We start from the raw sequence: 18,380 nt of genomic DNA on the forward strand, positions 1-18,380 counted from the left end.
ACGCTGCTCTTTTTTACCTATCCCTTAAATAGTCATTTTCAATGCAACTTTTTCTTTTTCATCACAGCCTTAATGCTCCTTAGATAATAATCATTATCTAACAATGAGATACCTAATTCTTAGCGTGCCTGTTAACCCACAAATCAGGGTCTATGCTTATTAAAAGCAGGTAAAAAGCATGTTTTACGCTAAAGCCCCTGCGTTTGCTGGGTTGAACTGATAATCATTATCACTAACATGCTGTTATACGCTGAAAGCGATGAAGTGAGGTAAATCGATGGACATGCATTCAGGAACCTTTAATCCACAGGATTTCGCCTGGCAAGGCTTAACGCTGACACCCGCAGCGGCGATACACATCCGCGAACTGGTGGCAAAGCAGCCTGGTATGATCGGCGTGCGCTTAGGCGTTAAGCAAACAGGCTGCGCGGGCTTTGGCTATGTGCTCGACAGTGTTAGCGAGCCGGACAAAGACGATCTGCTGTTTGAACACGACGGCGCGAAGCTGTTTGTCCCGCTGCAAGCGATGCCTTTTATTGATGGCACGGAAGTCGATTTCGTTCGCGAAGGACTTAATCAGATATTCAAATTTCACAACCCTAAAGCCCAGAATGAATGTGGCTGTGGCGAAAGCTTTGGGGTATAGGCGGTACTATGTCTCGTAATACTGAAGCAACTGACGATGTCAAAACCTGGACCGGCGGCCCGCTGAATTATAAAGAAGGATTCTTCACCCAGTTAGCCACCGATGAGCTGGCAAAGGGGATAAACGAAGAGGTGGTGCGCGCAATTTCGGCGAAGCGTAATGAGCCGGAGTGGATGCTGGAGTTTCGTCTCAACGCCTATCACGCATGGCTGGAGATGGAAGAACCGCACTGGTTGAAAGCGCACTACGACAAGCTGAATTATCAGGATTACAGCTACTACTCGGCACCATCGTGCGGTAATTGTGACGACAACTGCGCGTCTGAACCCGGCGCGGTGCAGCAAACTGGCGCGAACGCCTTTTTAAGTAAAGAGGTGGAGGCGGCGTTTGAGCAGTTGGGCGTTCCCGTGCGGGAAGGCAAAGAGGTGGCAGTGGATGCCATTTTCGACTCTGTTTCGGTTGCCACTACTTATCGCGAAAAACTGGCGGAGCAGGGAATTATTTTTTGTTCCTTTGGCGAGGCGATCCACGATCACCCGGAACTGGTGCGTAAATATCTCGGCACCGTGGTGCCGGGGAATGACAACTTCTTTGCCGCACTTAATGCGGCGGTAGCCTCTGACGGTACGTTTATTTATGTGCCTAAAGGCGTGCGTTGCCCGATGGAACTTTCCACCTATTTTCGCATTAACGCGGAAAAAACCGGGCAGTTTGAGCGCACCATTCTGGTGGCCGACGAAGACAGCTACGTTAGCTACATTGAAGGCTGTTCCGCTCCGGTGCGTGACAGCTATCAGTTACACGCGGCGGTGGTGGAAGTCATCATCCATAAAAACGCCGAGGTGAAATATTCCACGGTACAAAACTGGTTCCCTGGCGATAACAACACCGGCGGTATTCTCAACTTCGTCACCAAGCGTGCTTTGTGCGAAGGCGAAAACAGCAAAATGTCATGGACGCAATCAGAAACCGGCTCAGCGATTACGTGGAAATATCCCAGCTGCATTTTGCGCGGCGATAACTCCATTGGTGAGTTTTACTCAGTGGCTCTGACCAGCGGTCATCAGCAAGCGGATACCGGCACCAAGATGATCCACATCGGTAAAAACACCAAATCGACCATTATATCGAAAGGGATCTCTGCCGGACATAGTCAGAACAGTTATCGCGGCTTAGTGAAAATCATGCCGACGGCAACCAATGCGCGCAATTTCACTCAGTGCGACTCAATGCTGATTGGCGCTAATTGTGGGGCGCATACCTTCCCGTATGTCGAATGTCGCAATAACAGCGCTCAGCTGGAGCACGAGGCAACGACATCACGTATTGGTGAAGATCAACTGTTTTACTGCCTGCAACGCGGGATCAGCGAAGAAGATGCCATCTCGATGATTGTTAACGGCTTTTGCAAAGACGTGTTCTCGGAACTGCCGCTGGAATTTGCCGTTGAAGCACAAAAACTCCTCGCCATCAGTCTTGAACACAGCGTCGGATAAGGAATAAACATGTTAAGTATTAAAGATTTACACGTCAGCGTGGAAGATAAAGCTATCCTGCGTGGATTAAGCCTCGACGTTCGTCCCGGCGAAGTTCACGCCATTATGGGGCCCAATGGTTCGGGCAAAAGTACCTTATCGGCAACGCTTGCCGGGCGAGAAGATTATGAAGTGACGAGCGGCACGGTTGAGTTTAAAGGCAAAGATTTGCTTGCGCTGTCGCCGGAAGATCGTGCAGGTGAAGGCATCTTTATGGCCTTCCAGTATCCGGTGGAAATTCCCGGCGTCAGTAACCAGTTTTTCCTGCAAACGGCACTTAATGCGGTGCGCAGCTATCGTGGGCAGGAAACGCTCGACCGCTTTGATTTTCAGGATTTGATGGAAGAGAAAATCGCTCCCCTGAAGATGCCGGAAGATTTATTAACCCGTTCGGTAAACGTTGGTTTTTCCGGCGGCGAGAAAAAGCGCAACGATATTTTGCAAATGGCGGTGCTGGAACCGGAGTTATGCATTCTTGATGAGTCAGACTCCGGGCTGGATATTGACGCATTAAAAGTGGTTGCCGATGGCGTGAACTCGCTGCGTGACGGCAAGCGTTCATTCATCATTGTTACGCACTACCAACGCATTCTCGACTACATCAAGCCTGATTACGTCCATGTGCTGTATCAGGGACGAATTGTGAAATCCGGCGATTTCACGTTGGTCAAACAACTGGAGGAGCAGGGTTATGGCTGGCTTACCGAACAGCAGTAACGCACTGCAACAGTGGCATCATTTGTTTGAAGCTGAAGGGGCGAAACGCTCCCCGCAAGCACAGCAGCATTTACAACAATTGCTGCGTACCGGACTGCCGACACGTAAACATGAAAACTGGAAATATACGCCGCTGGACGGGCTGACCAATAGCCAGTTTGTCAGCATTGCGGGGGAGATATCCCCACAGCAGCGTGATGCCTTAGCGTTAACATTAGACGCCGTGCGGCTGGTGTTTGTCGATGGACGTTACGTGCCCGCACTGAGCGATGCAACTGAAGGCAGCGGATATGAAGTGAGCATTAACGACGACCGTCAGGGGTTACCCGACGCTATTCAGGCGGAAGTGTTTCTGCATTTGACGGAAAGCCTGGCACAAAGCGTGACGCATATCGCCGTGAAGCGCGGTCAACGGCCGGCAAAGCCATTGCTGTTAATGCATATCACCCAGGGCGTGGCAGGTGAAGAGGTGAATACTGCCCATTACCGGCATCATCTGGATCTGGCGGAAGGTGCCGAAGCAACGGTGATCGAACATTTTGTCAGCCTTAATGATGCTCGTCACTTCACCGGCGCACGGTTCACTATCAACGTCGCAGCGAACGCCCATTTGCAGCATATCAAGCTGGCGTTTGAAAACCCGCTCAGTCACCACTTTGCTCATAACGATTTGTTGCTGGCTGACGATGCCACCGCATTTAGCCACAGTTTCCTGCTGGGTGGCGCAGTGTTACGACACAACACCAGTACGCAACTCAATGGCGAAAACAGCACGCTGCGGATCAATAGCCTGGCGATGCCGGTGAAAAACGAGGTGTGTGATACTCGTACCTGGTTGGAACACAATAAAGGTTTTTGTAACAGCCGACAGTTGCACAAAACTATCGTCAGCGACAAAGGCCGCGCGGTATTTAACGGTTTGATCAACGTCGCGCAGCACGCCATCAAAACGGATGGTCAGATGACCAACAATAATCTGCTGATGGGCAAACTGGCGGAAGTGGATACGAAACCGCAGCTGGAAATCTATGCAGATGATGTGAAATGCAGCCACGGCGCGACGGTGGGGCGTATTGATGACGAACAGATGTTTTATCTGCGCTCGCGCGGGATCAATCAGCAAGATGCCCAGCAGATGATCATTTACGCCTTTGCTGCCGAACTGACGGAAGCACTGCGTGATGAGGGGCTTAAACAGCAGGTGCTGGCCCGAATCGGTCAACGACTGCCAGGAGGTGCAAGATGACTTTTTCCGTCGACAAAGTGCGGGCCGACTTTCCGGTGCTTTCTCGTGAGGTAAACGGTTTGCCGCTGGCTTATCTCGACAGCGCCGCCAGTGCGCAGAAACCGAGCCAGGTGATTGATGCCGAGGCTGAGTTTTATCGTCATGGCTACGCGGCGGTGCATCGCGGTATTCATACCTTAAGCGCCCAGGCGACCGAGAAAATGGAGAACGTGCGCAAGCGTGCTTCGCTGTTTATTAATGCCCGTTCGGCGGAAGAGCTGGTGTTCGTCCGCGGCACGACGGAAGGGATCAATCTGGTCGCCAATAGCTGGGGCAACAGCAATGTGCGAGCGGGCGATAACATCATCATCAGTCAGATGGAGCACCACGCTAACATTGTCCCCTGGCAGATGCTTTGTGCACGCGTTGGCGCAGAGCTGCGTGTGATCCCGCTCAACCCCGACGGTACTCTGCAACTGGAGACGCTGCCTACGCTGTTTGATGAGAAAACTCGTCTGCTGGCAATTACTCATGTCTCCAACGTGCTTGGGACAGAAAATCCGCTGGCGGAGATGATCACACTTGCGCATCAACATGGCGCAAAAGTGCTGGTGGATGGCGCTCAGGCGGTGATGCATCATCCGGTGGATGTTCAGGCGCTGGATTGCGATTTTTACGTGTTCTCCGGGCATAAACTGTATGGCCCTACCGGAATTGGCATTCTTTATGTCAAAGAAGCCTTGTTGCAGGAGATGCCGCCGTGGGAAGGGGGCGGTTCTATGATCGCCACCGTCAGCCTGAGTGAAGGCACTACCTGGACCAAAGCACCATGGCGGTTTGAAGCCGGTACACCCAATACCGGAGGCATCATTGGTCTTGGCGCGGCGCTGGAGTATGTTTCGGCGCTGGGGCTTAATAACATAGCCGAGTATGAACAGAATCTGATGCATTACGCGTTATCACAGTTGGAATCTGTACCGGATCTCACTCTCTATGGCCCACAAAACAGGCTTGGCGTTATTGCTTTTAATCTCGGTAAACACCACGCCTATGATGTTGGCAGTTTTCTCGATAATTACGGCATTGCTGTGCGTACCGGACATCACTGCGCAATGCCATTAATGGCCTATTACAACGTCCCTGCGATGTGTCGGGCATCGCTGGCCATGTATAACACCCATGAAGAAGTGGATCGTCTGGTGACCGGCCTGCAACGTATTCACCGTCTGCTGGGATAACAGGGAGGCACTATGGCTTTATTGCCGGATAAAGAAAAATTGCTGCGTAATTTTTTACGCTGCGCCAACTGGGAAGAGAAATATCTCTACATTATTGAGTTGGGTCAGCGTCTGCCAGAATTACGTGACGAAGACAAAAGCCCGCAAAATAGCATCCAGGGCTGCCAGAGTCAGGTGTGGATTGTAATGCGTCAAAATGCGCAGGGAATTATTGAATTACATGGCGACAGCGATGCGGCCATTGTAAAAGGGCTTATTGCGGTCGTCTTTATTCTTTACGATCAAATGACGCCGCAGGATATTGTCAATTTCGATGTGCGCCCGTGGTTTGAAAAAATGGCGCTCACCCAACATCTCACCCCATCACGCTCACAAGGTCTGGAAGCGATGATTCGCGCAATTCGCGCCAAAGCCGCTGCACTTAGCTAAACTAAAGGGACAGCTTTCATCCGGTTGGCTCACATTGCCGGGTGGTCAATGTTTACACTGGCCTGCACAGGAGTGTTTTGGTTTCAGGTGAACATAAGCGCCATCCGACGTTTCAGCGTGAGTCTCCGGCAAATACAGGAGGTTTACAATGAAACGCGCGTCTTTGCTTACACTCACGCTTATCGGCGCTTTTAGCGCCATCCAGGCTGCCTGGGCGGTTGATTATCCGCTACCATCAACCGGCAGTCGACTGGTTGGGCAAAATCAAACGTATACGGTGCAAGAAGGGGATAAAAACCTTCAGGCCATCGCCCGACGTTTTGATACTGCGGCAATGTTGATCCTTGAAGCCAATAACACTATCGCCCCGGTGCCAAAACCCGGTACGACGATAACTATTCCTTCACAACTATTATTACCTGATGCGCCGCGTCAGGGGATTATTGTAAACCTTGCAGAGCTGCGCCTTTATTATTATCCGCCGGGAGAAAATATCGTGCAGGTTTATCCGATAGGTATTGGTTTGCAGGGGCTGGAAACGCCGGTGATGGAAACGCGTGTGGGGCAGAAAATCCCTAACCCAACCTGGACGCCTACGGCGGGCATTCGTCAACGTTCGCTGGAGCGTGGCATTAAATTACCACCAGTCGTTCCTGCCGGGCCCAATAACCCACTAGGACGTTACGCACTGCGCCTCGCGCATGGTAATGGCGAATACCTCATTCATGGCACCAGTGCGCCGGACAGCGTCGGTTTGCGCGTCAGTTCGGGCTGTATTCGCATGAATGCACCGGATATTAAAGCTTTATTCTCCAGCGTGCGGACGGGAACGCCGGTGAAAGTGATCAACGAACCGGTGAAATATTCCGTGGAACCTAACGGGATGCGTTATGTTGAAGTACATCGACCACTATCGGCAGAAGAACAGCAGAACGTTCAGACAATGCCGTACACGCTGCCAGCAGGCTTTACGCAATTTAAAGACAATAAGGCTGTAGATCAGAAGTTAGTCGATAAAGCGTTGTATCGTCGGGCAGGGTATCCGGTTGCGGTGAGCAGTGGAGCAACTCCCGCAGCCAGCAATGCGCCTTCAGTAGAGTCAGCGCAGAATGGGGAACCAGAGCAAGGGAATATGTTACGCGCGACGCAGTAGCGGTAAATAGCAGGCAAAAAAATGGCGCACATCGTGCGCCATTTTTCACTTCACAGGTACTATTACTTGCGGTATTTAGTAGCCATGTTGTCCAGACGCTGGTTAGCACGAGCTGCGTCATCTTTAGCAGCCTGAACGTCGGAACGCATTGCGTTCACGTCGTTGCTCAGCTGGTCAACTTTAGCGTTCAGAGTCTGAACGTCAGAAGACAGCTGATCGATTTTAGCGTTGCTGGAGCAACCTGCCAGCAGAGTAGAACCCAGGATTACCGCGCCCAGTACCAGTTTAGTAGCTTTCATTATTAATACCCTCTAGATTGAGTTAATCTCCATGTAGCGTTACAAGTATTACACAAAGTTTTTTATGTTGAGAATATTTTTTTGATGGGAAGGCACTTATTTTTGATCGTTCGCTCAAAGAAGCATCGAACGCTGGGTTTTAGATAAAAAAATTGAGAGAAAACAGGATGCTTCCATCGGATTCATCTTAGATAAAGTGAGATTATATAGTGAAATCCGATTTGATTTTTTATTGCTTCTGGTTATCGATTAAATAAAAAAAGCGCCCATCAGGGCGCTTCGATATACAAATTAATTCACAAAAGCAATATTACAGGACGTGAACAGATGCGGTGTTAGTAGTGCCGCTCGGTACCAGTGCACCAGAAACCATAACTACGACATCACCTTTGTGTGCCAGACCGCTCTGCAGAGCCAGTTCTTTACCCAGACGGTAGAAGTCATCAGTAGAAGTGATCTCTTTAACCAGCTGCGGCACAACGCCTTTGCTCAGTACTAACTGGTGAGCCGTTTTTTCGTTGGTGGTCAGTGCCAGGATGGTGGCATCCGGGAAGTATTTACGTACTGCGCGAGCAGATTTACCGCCCTGAGTAGCAACCACGATCAGTGGAGCATCCAGTTTTTCAGCAGTTTCAACGGCACCACGGCATACCGCTTCGGTAATACGCAGTTTACGGTTGTCATTGTTGAACTCGAGACGGCTGTTCATCACGCGGTCGGTACGTTCGCAGATGGTCGCCATGATAGAAACCGCTTCCAGCGGGTATTTACCTTTTGCGGATTCACCAGACAGCATCACTGCGTCAGTACCGTCGAGGATGGCGTTTGCAACGTCACCGGCTTCTGCGCGAGTCGGGCGTGGGTTTTTGATCATGGAATCCAGCATCTGGGTCGCAGTGATAACGACTTTACGTGCACGGATACATTTTTCGATCATCATCTTCTGGGCGAAGATAACTTCTTCTACCGGGATTTCTACACCCAGGTCGCCACGCGCAACCATGATGCCGTCAGAGGCTTCGAGGATTTCGTCGAAGTTGTTGAGGCCTTCCTGGTTTTCGATTTTGGAGATGATGTGGATGTTTTCGCCGCCGTGCGCTTTCAGGTGCTCACGGATTTCGATAACGTCAGAACGCTTACGAATAAAGGAAGCAGCAACAAAGTCTACGCCTTGTTCGCAACCAAAGATCAGGTCCTGTTTGTCTTTTTCAGCCAGTGCTGGCAGGGCAATGGAAACGCCAGGCAGGTTCACACCTTTGTTTTCGCCCAGGTCGCCGTTGTTCAGCACTTTACAGATAACTTTGTTACCTTCAATGGCGGTAACTTCCATACCGATCAGACCGTCGTCAACCAGTACGGTGTTGCCAACAGACAGGTCAGTAGTGAAACCTTCATACGTTACCGCAACCATTTCGCTGTTGCCGATAACAGATTTATCAGTAGTGAAAGTAAAGGTCTGACCCGCTTTCAGAGAAACGTCGTTACCGCCTTCCAGTTTCATGGTGCGGATTTCTGGACCTTTGGTATCAAGCAGGATAGCGGCGGTTTTACCAGTTTTGCTCATCACGTTGCGCAGATTCTGAATGCGCTGACCGTGTTCTGCATAGTCACCATGAGAGAAGTTCAGACGCATAACGTTCATGCCAGCGTCCAGCATTTTAGCTAACATCTCTTCAGATTCGGTTTTCGGTCCGATGGTGCAAACAATTTTGGTCTTTTTCATGACAGTCTTAGTCTTTAAGTTGAGAAGGATGGGAGAAACTTGCTTTCTGGGCGCACTGCCGGAAAGCGAATCCGGTATTACGAAAGTGGTTGTGCCTCGCTCTAAGGATAGGTGACATCGAAAAAGCGTGCAGAGGAATGTGTGCTTGTGTCTCAGCCCAACGTGAGTGCCTGTTTTTGAGTCGTTGAGTTCTACAGTCCAAAGTGCTGAAACCATTCAAGAGTCAATTGGCGCGCATTATACGCTGAAATTAATCCAAAAGGAAAACAAAAACAGCGTTTCAAAAAATATACAACTTGTTAGACAATAAATTGTTATCAAAGATTTAACGTTCCAGGGAAAAGGTTACGCAAAAACTTCGCTGTTTGCGCAACGTCTTGTGCCGGGGGTGTCACTGTGAAGATAAGTGAAAGTTCATCCGGTGTATAAATACATCATCGCTCAATTGCTACAGTTAAAATAATTTATCGCGTTATTTATCTGATTTTGTTTGATTTTTGTTTAATTGGTTAGATTGATATATGCTGATAGTTGGCATGATAAATAGGTATAAAGAATGGGAAATCGGACAAAAGAGGATGAACTGTACCGAGAAATGTGCAGAGTTGTCGGTAAAGTTGTGCTGGAAATGCGCGATCTGGGGCAGGAACCAAAGCATATTGTTATCGCAGGCGTATTACGTACAGCATTAGCCAATAAACGCATTCAGCGCAGTGAGCTGGAAAAGCAGGCGATGGAAACCGTCATTAACGCACTGGTAAAATGACCATTCAGGATGAGGCGGTAAGCTTCATCCTGATATTCTTGCTTCAGTTGCGGTCCAGTTAATCATTCTAAATAACAACTGCTGAAATTATACGAATTTCGGTGTGTATTTTAATTTATAGCGATAAAGTTATTTTTATTTTCTGCGATGAACTTCACAAATAATTGTCGGTTAAGTTAAATTTATTTCAAATGATAATAAATATCACTTCACTTATAATTTCTTGCTTTGTGATTTTAATTGATAACGATCAATGTTAAGAGCCCAGAATAATCACATTATTTTTTCTCCTAACCATAAAGGATTAGTTTATCAGCGTTAAATCTTTTCTCATACACTATTGGGTTAGGGAAAATATCTGGTGTTGAGGACAGAGTCAGCAGCGTATTAGTTGAGTGCCTAATATCAGGCTGCTGAATTGTCAGCACTGTGTTTGCGAAGAGGATGCGAAATAAATGAACCCGGTTGATCGTCCACTATTAAATATTGGCTTAACGCGATTAGAATTCTTGCGTATATCAGGAAAAGGCCTTGCTGGTTTAACAATTGCCCCTGCGTTACTGTCACTTTTGGGTTGCAAACAGGAAGATATTGATAGCGGCACAGTAGGCTTGATAAATACACCCAAAGGGGTGCTGGTGACCCATCGTGCGCGATGCACGGGTTGCCACCGCTGTGAAATCTCTTGTACCAACTTCAACGATGGCTCAGTAGGGACATTCTTCTCCCGTATCAAAATCCATCGCAATTATTTCTTTGGCGATAACGGGGTTGGCTCTGGTGGCGGCCTGTATGGCGATCTCAACTATACCGCGGACACCTGCCGTCAATGCAAAGAACCGCAATGCATGAATGTCTGCCCGATTGGTGCGATTACCTGGCAACAGGAAGAAGGCTGTATTACCGTCGATCATAAACGTTGTATTGGCTGTAGCGCCTGTACTACGGCGTGCCCGTGGATGATGGCCACCGTAAATACCGAAAGTAAAAAATCCTCGAAATGTGTGTTATGCGGTGAATGCGCAAACGCCTGCCCAACAGGGGCGTTAAAAATTATCGAGTGGAAAGATATTACTGTGTGAATCTTGCAAAGGAAAAAATCATGGCTAACGGTTGGACAGGTAATATATTAAGAGTCAATCTCACGACAGGAAATATTACCCTCGAAGATTCCAGTAAGTTTAAAAGTTTTGTCGGTGGCATGGGCTTCGGCTACAAAATTATGTATGACGAAGTACCGCCAGGCACGAAACCTTTCGATGAAGCGAATAAATTAGTCTTTGCTACCGGCCCATTAACTGGATCTGGTGCCCCCTGTAGTTCTCGCGTAAATATCACCTCACTTTCTACTTTTACCAAAGGAAATTTAGTCGTCGATGCCCATATGGGGGGCTTTTTTGCAGCGCAAATGAAATTCGCTGGATACGACGTCATTATTATCGAAGGGAAAGCGAAATCACCGGTATGGCTGAATATTAAAGATGACAAAGTTAGCCTGGAAAAAGCCGATTTCTTATGGGGAAAAGGGACGCGCGCAACGACGGAAGAGATTTGTCGATTGACCAGCCCTGAAACCTGTGTGGCGGCTATTGGTCAGGCTGGGGAAAACCTTGTTCCTCTCTCTGGCATGTTGAATAGCCGTAACCATAGCGGTGGTGCGGGAACTGGCGCAATAATGGGTTCGAAAAACCTGAAAGCGATTGCGGTTGAAGGGACGAAAGGGGTCAACATTGCCGATCGTCAGGAGATGAAGCGTCTCAACGATTACATGATGACTGAACTTATCGGTGCGAATAACAACCATGTCGTGCCAAGTACGCCGCAATCGTGGGCAGAGTATTCAGATCCCAAGTCACGTTGGACTGCACGTAAAGGGTTGTTTTGGGGCGCGGCTGAAGGTGGTCCGATTGAAACGGGTGAGATTCCGCCAGGCAATCAGAACACGGTCGGCTTTCGTACCTATAAATCCGTTTTTGACTTAGGTCCGGCGGCAGAGAAATACACAGTAAAAATGAGTGGCTGCCACTCTTGCCCGATCCGTTGTATGACCCAAATGAATATTCCTCGGGTGAAAGAGTTTGGCGTGCCCAGCACAGGTGGTAACACTTGTGTAGCAAACTTTGTCCATACCACCATCTTCCCGAACGGTCCGAAAGATTTTGAAGATAAAGATGATGGTCGTGTGATTGGTAACCTGGTTGGTCTGAATCTGTTCGATGACTACGGCCTATGGTGTAACTATGGTCAGCTTCATCGCGACTTTACCTATTGTTACAGCAAAGGGGTGTTCAAGCGTGTTCTGCCTGCTGAAGAGTATGCGGAAATTCGCTGGGATCAACTGGAAGCGGGTGACGTTAACTTCATTAAAGATTTTTACTACCGTCTGGCGCATCGCGTGGGTGAGCTGAGTCACCTGGCTGATGGTTCATATGCCATCGCAGAACGCTGGAATTTGGGTGAAGAGTACTGGGGCTACGCGAAAAATAAACTCTGGTCGCCGTTTGGCTATCCAGTTCACCACGCCAATGAAGCGTCAGCGCAGGTCGGCTCCATTGTTAACTGTATGTTCAACCGTGACTGCATGACGCATACCCATATCAACTTTATTGGTTCCGGCTTGCCATTGAAACTGCAACGTGAAGTGGCGAAAGAACTTTTTGGTTCTGAAGATGCTTACGATGAAACCAAAAACTACACGCCAATCAATGACGCAAAAATTAAATATGCTAAGTGGTCGCTGTTGCGGGTCTGTTTGCATAACGCCGTCACCCTGTGCAACTGGGTCTGGCCAATGACCGTTTCGCCGCTGAAAAGCCGTAATTATCGGGGCGATCTGGCGCTTGAAGCCAAATTCTTCAAAGCGATCACTGGCGAAGATATGACTCAGGAAAAATTAGATTTAGCTGCAGAGCGTATCTTTACGTTGCATCGCGCCTACACGGTAAAACTGATGCAAACTAAAGATATGCGTAATGAGCACGATCTTATCTGTTCCTGGGTATTCGATAAGGATCCGCAGATCCCGGTCTTTACTGAAGGTACTGACAAAATGGATCGTGACGATATGCATGCTTCGCTCACGATGTTCTACAAAGAAATGGGCTGGGACCCACAGCTTGGTTGTCCGACCCGTGAAACATTGCAGCGTCTGGGGCTGGAAGATATTGCCGCCGATCTGGCAGCACACAATCTACTGCCTGCGTAAGGAATGGGTGAGATGAACCATCAGGATGAATTGCCGTTAGCGAAAGTCAGCGAAGTTGATGAGGCGAAGCGGCAATGGTTGCAGGGGATGCGTCACCCCGTTGATACGGTAACCGAACCAGAACCTGCTGAAATCCTGGCAGAGTTCATTCGTCAGCATTCTGCGGCTGGGCAGCTGGTGGCGCGCGCCGTGTTTCTCTCGCCGCCCTATTCGGTTGCAGAAGAGGAACTGTCAGTTTTGCTGGAAAACATTAAGCAGAACGGAGACCACGCGGATATCGCTTGTTTGACGGGAAGCCAGGATGATTACTATTACTCAACGCAGGCCATGAGTGAAAACTACGCGGCGATGTCTTTGCAAGTTGTGGAGCAGGACATTTGTCGCGCTATTGCACACGCCGTTCGTTTTGAGTGCCAGACGTATCCTCGTCCTTACAAAGTCGCCATGCTGATGCAAGCGCCATATTACTTCCAGGAAGCGCAGATTGAAGCCGCGATCGCCGCGATGGATGTTGCACCTGAATATGCCGATATACGGCAGGTGGAGTCATCGACGGCGGTGTTGTACTTGTTTAGCGAGCGATTTATGACCTATGGCAAGGCGTATGGCTTATGCGAATGGTTCGAGGTAGAGCAGTTTCAGAACCCCTGAAATTTCAGGGAGATGTCATGGATAGGGTGGACAGTAGCAGCCACTGCATTAGGGGATAATCAGATGTCCTTCACTCGACGCAAATTTGTTCTGGGGATGGGAACAGTAATCTTTTTTACTGGTTCTGCGTCTTCTCTGTTAGCGAACACGAGGCAAGAAAAGGAAGTTCGGTATGCCATGATTCATGACGAGTCACGGTGCAATGGCTGTAATATTTGCGCCCGCGCATGCCGTAAAACTAACCACGTCCCCGCTCAGGGAAGCCGTTTATCGATAGCACACATTCCAGTCACCGATAACGACAACGAAACGCAGTATCACTTTTTTCGCCAGTCATGTCAGCACTGCGAAGATGCTCCGTGCATCGACGTTTGTCCGACAGCGGCATCGTGGCGTGATGAGCAGGGGATCGTACGGGTAGAAAAATCGCAGTGCATCGGCTGCAGTTATTGCATTGGCGCTTGTCCTTACCAGGTTCGCTACCTTAACCCTGTCACTAAAGTGGCAGATAAATGTGATTTCTGCGCTGAGTCCCGACTGGCAAAAGGCTTTCCGCCCATTTGCGTCAGCGCCTGTCCGGAACACGCATTGATCTTTGGTCGCGAAGATAGCCCAGAAATTCAGGCGTGGTTGCAGGAAAATAAATACTATCAATATCAGCTACCTGGTGCCGGGAAACCGCACCTGTATCGCCGGTTCGGTCAACATTTGATTAAAAAGGAAAATGTATGAACCCGTCGCAACATGCTGAACAGTTTCAGAGCCAGTTGGCGAACTATGTGCCACTGTTCACTCCCCAATTTTGGCCGGTGTGGTTGATCATTGCCGGACTATTGCTGGTAGGGATGTGGTTGGTGCTGGGGCTGCATGCCTTGCTTCGTGCTCGTGGCGTGAAGAAATCAGCCACCGACCATGGTGAGAAGGTTTATCTTTACAGCAAAGCGGTCAGATTATGGCACTGGTCGAATGCGTTACTCTTTGTATTGTTGCTGGCAAGTGGGCTGATAAATCACTTTGCGCTGGTGGGCGCAACTGCGGTTAAAAGTCTGGTTGCGGTGCATGAAGTTTGCGGATTTTTGTTACTGGCATGCTGGCTCGGCTTTGTTCTGATCAATGCCGTTGGGGGTAATGGTCACCACTATCGCATTCGTCGTCAGGGGTGGCTGGAGCGAGCGGCAAAACAAACGCGATTCTATTTGTTTGGCATTATGCAGGGGGAAGAACATCCTTTCCCGGCAACAACCCAGTCTAAATTTAATCCCTTACAGCAGGTTGCCTATGTTGGTGTCATGTATGGATTGCTGCCGTTGTTACTATTGACGGAGCTGCTGTGTCTCTATCCGCAAGCCGTGGGAGATGTGTTTCCTGGCGTAAGATACTGGTTATTGCAGGCGCATTTTGCTCTGGCATTTATAAGCCTCTTTTTTATCTTCGGTCATCTTTATCTTTGCACCACGGGGCGTACGCCACACGAAACCTTTAAAAGCATGGTCGATGGCTATCACCGGCACTAACGAATGATCATTACACGAGCAGACCTGCGAGAATGGCGTATCGGAGCGGTGATGTATCGCTGGTTTCTGCGCCATTTCCCACGTGGCGGTAGTTATGCCGATATTCATCATGCACTGATTGAGGAAGGATATACGGACTGGGCGGAGAGTCTGGTTGAGTATGCGTGGAAAAAATGGCTGGCGGATGAAAACTTCGCGCATCAGGAAGTTTCTTCTATGCAAAAACTGGCCACAGATCCCGGAGAACGACTATTTTGCAGTCAGTTTGCCCGCAGCGACGATCATGCTCGCATCGGCTGTTGTGAGGATAACGCCAGAATCGCAACCGCTGGGTATGCCGCGCAAATTGCCAGTATGGGTTATAGCGTGCGGATTGGAAGTGTCGGCTTTAACAGTCACATTGGCAGCTCCGGTGCACGCGCACGGGTTGCTGTAACCGGTAATTCTTCGCGGATAAGCAGCGCTGGAGATAGCAGTCGGATTGCGAATACCGGAATGCGAGTACGCGTTTGTACATTGGGTGAACGGTGTCATGTCGCCAGTAATGGTGACCTGGTGCAAATCGCCAGCTTTGGCGCAAACGCCAGAATTGCCAACTGCGGCGACAATGTACACATCATTGCCAGCGGTGAAAATTCAACAGTAGTGAGCACGGGCGTGGTCGACTCAATTATTCTCGGGCCAGGGGGATGCGCCGCACTCGCATATCATGACGGCGAAAGAGTTCGCTTCGCCGTCGCCATTGAAGGTGAAAACAATATTCGAGCCGGAGTCCGCTATCGTCTTAATGAACAACATCAGTTTGTTGAGTGCTGATAGCTTTACCTTTAATCAAACGAAAGACGCCGACGCGCACGGGATGCAGGTTTTACGACCGCCCGAGCCATCGCCTCTCCAATTTCTGCACATGCCGTAAGTCCCTGAACGAAAGGCTGGTCGTGCATCAACCAGGGCAACGCGCCGAACGCTACGCGCCCACGAATATCTTCGGGTTGCTGTAACGTATAATCTTCGCCAACATCAGGGATTTCATCCCCTGTTTTCTGTAATTGTTCGCGTAGTCCAGGGAAAGGAATATCTTTCACTTTAAGCGGACGCTGCCCACGGGCATCAATAAAAACGTCAAACGAGTAGCTATTGTCTTCCGTTTTCAGGACGGTGCGCGACTCATTAATTTCCATTTCGTAGTCTTCACCGAGGGCGAGAATATGAATGATTCCCGCTTCACGTAAGGCCAGTAGTCGACGAATAGACTCTGAAGGGATTGCCGCATAATTATCGATGAAAACCCGGGCAAGGCCTTTACTGAACCGTTTATGGTCGTGTTCATTCAGATGAGGAACAATTTCCTGTACGGCTTCATGCAGGCGCAGAATGACATAACGCCAGGGAACAGTATGATTTTCTCGTTTATTGCGTTCGACCTCCTGGAGATTTTTTTCTGCCCAGTCGAATGGGTCGCGTTGTTTGCGCTCGGCAAACCAGGCTTGAGCAAAGGAATCGACATTCAGGCTTTCTAAGGCTATGCGTTGGCTCCAGTCTGGATCAGCAAATTTGATTTCCTCTACTATCAATCTAAATACCCGATCCAAAAGGCCCTCTTCGCCTTTTTGAATCTCAGCATTTAATGCTTGATCAGTGACGATGTGTAAGGGCTCGTAGGGAATAGGGCAATAGAAATCGGCTTCGGGTAAAATACCTGTGCGCGACATTAACGTAATATTTAGCTTTTCACTTGCGTTATCGCGGTGAAAAATGACGTGTTGTTTATCATCTTCAATGAACGAACCATGCTGAATAGCCACTGCCATTGCCGCATCCAGTCCGCTCAAGGATGTTCCCATAATACCCACGTTACACGCATCGACCTTTGCTTCCATCAGGCCTGACCACGGGCTGGGAAAATACGTTCTGGTTGCTTCTTCTTCATCAGGCCAGACGTGACCCGTGGCAATCACCGCTAAATCAAACGTCTCGCTGGGTAAATCCTGATTTGTAGCGATCATGACGCCAGCATTTGTAATTTGCAGATCGGTAACCTGGCATGATTCATAAACAGCCACTGCAAATTTTTGCTGTCGTGCCTGGTCTACTAATCGTAAAAATTGATCGCGGAAATATTCGCCCAGCAGAATTCGCGGTAAAAACTGACGATCGTGCAAGGTTTCTTTTTTAACGCCATAACGCTGGAGATGGCTGGCTTCTTGCTTTTGTAGCCATTCGAGATACGTGCAATAAATCGGCGGTATTTCAATACTGGCAATGTTTGCCAGCATCAGTTTTGAGTTTTCATCATCACTGTATGGCATCCCGACACCGGCTTCGTCAGCCTGCTCGAAGATAGAAATAGAAAGTGGCGTTTGTTGCTGTAGAAGCGAGAATAAGGTGTAGATCCCCGTAGGCCCGGCACCCACAATAGCAATTTTTTTCATTGTTACTTACCTGTACGCATTCTTTCGAATTTAGTGTTATCAGATAAGTTTGGTTGAGATTTTTAGAATTTGAGAAATTTCAGACAGGGATAAAAAGGGCGCTAACCGCCCTTGATTAAATTCTGTCAGGCGAGTTTTGCCTGATTGATTTGACTAAGTGGCTCATTGACGTCGAAAACTTTGGCGACTACTTCCTCAACGCCGAGATTTTTCAGTCGGGCAGTATGTTTTTCCAGATAGGCAAGGGCGCTTTTTTCATTAATAAAAAGGTAGATCCCACCGGCTTCGTGGTTCTTTTCACTTTCTGTCCATACCTTCCACAGAAAACCAGGTTCCTGATTAATCGACTCAGCAAGCGGTTTAAGCTGCTCAGCCATTGCGTCGCCAAATGGGCCATTAAAAGCAAAATGAAGTTGTAACAAAGTTGCCATAGCGATTCTCCTTCTGATAACGCATACGAAGACAGTGTAAATCTTTTAACGTATTGGATACAGAGAAGAAACAGAGGGAAAAAGGAGAAGACCAGATTAAGAAAATCTGGTGCGTCCGAGTGGACTCGAACCACCGACCCCCACCATGTCAAGGTGGTGCTCTAACCAACTGAGCTACGGACGCAGGATGGTGCGTTCAATTGGACTCGAACCAACGACCCCCACCATGTCAAGGTGGTGCTCTAACCAACTGAGCTATGAACGCAACGTTGTAGGTGACAACGGGGACGAATATTAGCGGCAGAGTGGGAAGGTGGCAAGAGGCAAAACGTATTTTTCTGCGCTATTTCGACCGTTTGCAGAGCTTTTAAGCAAATTGGCTATATTTTGTTGATTTGCAAGGGCGATTTTTATTC

Annotated in this window: 19 protein-coding genes and 2 tRNA genes; 14 read left to right on the forward strand and 7 right to left on the reverse strand. The window is 48.9% G+C overall.

Going from position 1 to position 18,380, the window contains the following annotated elements; all coding sequences use genetic code 11:
• Positions 1-277: 277 nt before the first annotated feature.
• The 7 genes from sufA to ldtE all read left to right on the forward strand — a co-directional run bounded on the left by sufA (position 278) and on the right by ldtE (position 6,943).
• Complete coding sequence (sufA, locus tag EAS44_RS12315) at positions 278-646, forward strand: Fe-S cluster assembly scaffold SufA (RefSeq protein ID WP_000367158.1); 369 nt, start codon at positions 278-280, stop codon at positions 644-646.
• A gap of 8 nt (positions 647-654) precedes the next feature.
• Positions 655-2,142, forward strand: a complete 1,488-nt coding sequence (gene sufB, locus EAS44_RS12320) for a Fe-S cluster assembly protein SufB (RefSeq protein ID WP_001304330.1) — start codon at positions 655-657, stop codon at positions 2,140-2,142.
• Positions 2,143-2,151: 9 nt separating this feature from the next.
• Positions 2,152-2,898 (forward strand): Fe-S cluster assembly ATPase SufC, encoded by a 747-nt coding sequence (sufC, locus tag EAS44_RS12325; protein WP_000948883.1) that lies wholly within the window; start codon positions 2,152-2,154, stop codon positions 2,896-2,898.
• Positions 2,873-4,144 carry a Fe-S cluster assembly protein SufD gene (gene sufD / locus EAS44_RS12330; RefSeq protein ID WP_000907963.1) on the forward strand — a complete coding sequence of 424 codons (1,272 nt, stop codon included), beginning with the start codon at positions 2,873-2,875 and terminating at the stop codon, positions 4,142-4,144. Before sufC ends, sufD begins: the two co-directional genes overlap by 26 nt.
• A complete protein-coding gene (gene sufS / locus EAS44_RS12335) occupies positions 4,141-5,361 on the forward strand; it encodes a cysteine desulfurase SufS (RefSeq protein ID WP_000144575.1) in 1,221 nt (406 codons plus the stop codon). The genes sufD and sufS overlap by 4 nt, the downstream gene beginning before the upstream one ends.
• A 12-nt stretch (positions 5,362-5,373) precedes the next feature.
• On the forward strand, positions 5,374-5,790 hold the full coding sequence (gene sufE / locus EAS44_RS12340) for a cysteine desulfuration protein SufE (RefSeq protein WP_001196521.1): 417 nt from the start codon (positions 5,374-5,376) through the stop codon (positions 5,788-5,790).
• Between the two features lie 148 nt (positions 5,791-5,938).
• Positions 5,939-6,943 carry a L,D-transpeptidase LdtE gene (gene ldtE / locus EAS44_RS12345; protein ID WP_000817124.1) on the forward strand — a complete coding sequence of 335 codons (1,005 nt, stop codon included), beginning with the start codon at positions 5,939-5,941 and terminating at the stop codon, positions 6,941-6,943.
• Positions 6,944-7,005: 62 nt separating this feature from the next.
• On the opposite strand, the gene lpp is transcribed toward ldtE, so the two are convergent.
• The 3 genes from lpp to EAS44_RS25695 form a co-directional block, all read right to left on the reverse strand.
• Positions 7,006-7,242: a murein lipoprotein Lpp gene (gene lpp, locus EAS44_RS12350; RefSeq protein WP_000648420.1), complete on the reverse strand. Its 237-nt coding sequence runs from the start codon at positions 7,240-7,242 to the stop codon at positions 7,006-7,008.
• A 310-nt stretch (positions 7,243-7,552) separates the two neighbouring features.
• Positions 7,553-8,965: a pyruvate kinase PykF gene (gene pykF / locus EAS44_RS12355; RefSeq protein ID WP_001295403.1), complete on the reverse strand. Its 1,413-nt coding sequence runs from the start codon at positions 8,963-8,965 to the stop codon at positions 7,553-7,555.
• A 7-nt stretch (positions 8,966-8,972) separates the two neighbouring features.
• Positions 8,973-9,167 (reverse strand): hypothetical protein, encoded by a 195-nt coding sequence (locus tag EAS44_RS25695; protein ID WP_242788909.1) that lies wholly within the window; start codon positions 9,165-9,167, stop codon positions 8,973-8,975.
• A gap of 354 nt (positions 9,168-9,521) precedes the next feature.
• Between EAS44_RS25695 and fumD the strand changes: the two genes are divergently transcribed.
• From fumD to ydhT, 7 genes are all read left to right on the forward strand, one after another.
• Positions 9,522-9,731, forward strand: a complete 210-nt coding sequence (gene fumD / locus EAS44_RS12360; RefSeq protein WP_000528342.1) for a fumarate hydratase FumD — start codon at positions 9,522-9,524, stop codon at positions 9,729-9,731.
• Between the two features lie 455 nt (positions 9,732-10,186).
• A complete protein-coding gene (gene ydhY, locus EAS44_RS12365; RefSeq protein ID WP_001070245.1) occupies positions 10,187-10,813 on the forward strand; it encodes a ferredoxin-like protein in 627 nt (208 codons plus the stop codon).
• 20 nt (positions 10,814-10,833) lie between these two features.
• Positions 10,834-12,936 (forward strand): aldehyde ferredoxin oxidoreductase, encoded by a 2,103-nt coding sequence (ydhV, locus tag EAS44_RS12370; RefSeq protein WP_001273559.1) that lies wholly within the window; start codon positions 10,834-10,836, stop codon positions 12,934-12,936.
• Between the two features lie 12 nt (positions 12,937-12,948).
• A complete protein-coding gene (gene ydhW / locus EAS44_RS12375; RefSeq protein WP_001350657.1) occupies positions 12,949-13,587 on the forward strand; it encodes a YdhW family putative oxidoreductase system protein in 639 nt (212 codons plus the stop codon).
• Between the two features lie 63 nt (positions 13,588-13,650).
• Positions 13,651-14,319 carry a 4Fe-4S dicluster domain-containing protein gene (gene ydhX, locus EAS44_RS12380; RefSeq protein WP_001362847.1) on the forward strand — a complete coding sequence of 223 codons (669 nt, stop codon included), beginning with the start codon at positions 13,651-13,653 and terminating at the stop codon, positions 14,317-14,319.
• Positions 14,316-15,101 carry a thiosulfate reductase cytochrome B subunit gene (phsC, locus tag EAS44_RS12385; RefSeq protein WP_001069964.1) on the forward strand — a complete coding sequence of 262 codons (786 nt, stop codon included), beginning with the start codon at positions 14,316-14,318 and terminating at the stop codon, positions 15,099-15,101. The genes ydhX and phsC overlap by 4 nt, the downstream gene beginning before the upstream one ends.
• 3 nt (positions 15,102-15,104) lie before the next feature.
• On the forward strand, positions 15,105-15,917 hold the full coding sequence (gene ydhT / locus EAS44_RS12390) for a protein YdhT (protein WP_000587583.1): 813 nt from the start codon (positions 15,105-15,107) through the stop codon (positions 15,915-15,917).
• Between the two features lie 11 nt (positions 15,918-15,928).
• On the opposite strand, the gene ydhS is transcribed toward ydhT, so the two are convergent.
• From ydhS to EAS44_RS12410, 4 genes are all read right to left on the reverse strand, one after another.
• A complete protein-coding gene (ydhS, locus tag EAS44_RS12395) occupies positions 15,929-17,533 on the reverse strand; it encodes an FAD-NAD(P)-binding protein (RefSeq protein ID WP_000716884.1) in 1,605 nt (534 codons plus the stop codon).
• A 125-nt stretch (positions 17,534-17,658) separates the two neighbouring features.
• Entirely contained in the window at positions 17,659-17,964 is a 306-nt protein-coding gene (gene ydhR / locus EAS44_RS12400) for a monooxygenase (RefSeq protein ID WP_000212647.1), read from the reverse strand.
• 107 nt (positions 17,965-18,071) lie between these two features.
• Positions 18,072-18,148, reverse strand: a tRNA-Val gene (locus EAS44_RS12405).
• Positions 18,149-18,152: 4 nt separating this feature from the next.
• A tRNA-Val gene (locus EAS44_RS12410) sits at positions 18,153-18,229 on the reverse strand.
• Between the last annotated feature and the right edge of the window lie 151 nt (positions 18,230-18,380).

Origin of the sequence: Escherichia coli DSM 30083 = JCM 1649 = ATCC 11775, assembly GCF_003697165.2 — a bacterium.
Taxonomy (GTDB): domain Bacteria; phylum Pseudomonadota; class Gammaproteobacteria; order Enterobacterales; family Enterobacteriaceae; genus Escherichia; species Escherichia coli.